The following is a 1600-nucleotide window of genomic DNA, read 5'->3' on the forward strand; positions in this document are numbered from 1 at the left end:
GGTTCTTCAATTTTTGATGTTGGTAACAAAACTAGGTCAGTATGTTTCAAGCATACTGGCTTATTTTTGTACTATAATTTAGTTCGTTCTATTAGGCCATCTTCTTTAACATCTTCTCGTTCTGTTTTGCCTCTTTTTCCTGTTTCTTCCTATCGTTCTCTTCCTTAAATAATAAAACTCGTTGAGTTTTATTTTTAACCGTGAGTTTTTGGCTGATCAGAATGCGATAGCGTAAATTTTGGAAGTTTCGATAGCCATAACCACTCCGTTTAATGTTCTTAATCTTATTATTCGTCCCTTCAACAACCCCATTCGATAGCGTATAAGTTAAACTGTTTTTAATGGCAGGTAAGTACTTCTCTAACGTTTGAAATGTCGTACGGACCTTTTTAGGCATGCGATACTTGCGTGTTTCTGCTAAGTCTGTTTCAAATCTTACATAGTCACGTAAAGCAATATCAGCCTTTAAATTATTAATTAAACGATAGACCGTTTCAAAACGTTCTTCAACTGAAAGCATATAATTGACCATCATCTTTTGCGTGACAAGACCATCAAATAAACGATGAGATTCATAGTTTTCAAAGTTTAAATCATCTCTATTTTTAAGAATCAATTTCCACAGTTGTTTCAGTTTTCGATAATCTCTTGGACGTTTGGCTTTAATTAACTTCATAATACGAATCCGTTCATGATTGAGACTACGATTTAATAATTGAACCAAATGGAATCGATCAATGATAATGACCGCATTGGGAAAGATTCGTTGTAAAAAGTCGTAGTAAGGGGTATACATATCCATTGTAATAGTTTTAACGTTTTGACGTGTTTCGTATGGAAATCGCATAAAGTATTCACGAATAGCTGCTTGTTTGCGGTCAGGCAGAATATCCCATATCTGCCTTTTATGAGCATCCATCAAGATGCAACTCATCGATTCCGTCACACTTTTAACGGATTTAAATTCATCGATCGCGATATGTTCAGGTAAAGTAAGATAGGATGGTTCCAACGCTTGTCCTGTTTTCTTCAATACCCGTAATACTGTATAGCCCGAAACACTATAACGACGTGCAATCAAATCCATCGATTGTTCTTGCCCTAATTCTAAAGCAATCAATTGCTTAATATCATTAGATATATGGCACCCATAATCAACGAGTGATGTACCGACAACTGACGTTTTCTCGCAATGCTTACATAGATAACGTTGTTTTTTTAACTTTAAAACAAGAGGTTCAAAGGTCATATTAGGTAGTTTGATGGTCGATACCATTGATCCATTTTTAATCATATCTTTAGACGATTGATTAAGAATACCACAATGAGGACAAGCTTTTAAAGGATAAGACAATGTAGCAGAGAGTATTTTAGTTGTCACACCTTTTGTCGTTTTAAAAGTAATATTATCATTAAAAGTAATGTTTGTGTCTTTTATTCCTAGTAATTTTGCGATAAAATGAGGGTTAGCCATGTGAATTCTCCTAACTATAGTTTTGTCTGGTAACTTAATTATAGTAGAATTCACTGGCTTTTTCATTTTAAACAATAAAAAAGATGTCAGTGAGATTTACTCACCAACATCAAAAATTGGAGAACC

Annotated in this window: 1 protein-coding gene; it reads right to left on the minus strand. The window is 34.1% G+C overall.

Annotated elements, in window-relative coordinates; genetic code table 11:
- Positions 1-91: 91 nt before the first annotated feature.
- Entirely contained in the window at positions 92-1474 is a 1383-nt protein-coding gene (locus ACTQ54_RS12385; protein WP_441757248.1) for an ISL3 family transposase, read from the minus strand.
- Positions 1475-1600: the final 126 nt, after the last annotated feature.

Origin of the sequence: Fundicoccus sp. Sow4_H7, assembly GCF_052115865.1 — a bacterium.
In the GTDB taxonomy this organism is placed as follows: domain Bacteria; phylum Bacillota; class Bacilli; order Lactobacillales; family Aerococcaceae; genus Fundicoccus_A.

Excerpts from the sequence above, each read along its gene's own strand:
- ACTQ54_RS12385 (WP_441757248.1), bottom strand. The coding sequence starts at position 1,474 with ATGGCTAACCCTCATTTTATCGCAAAATTACTAGGAATAAAAGACACA.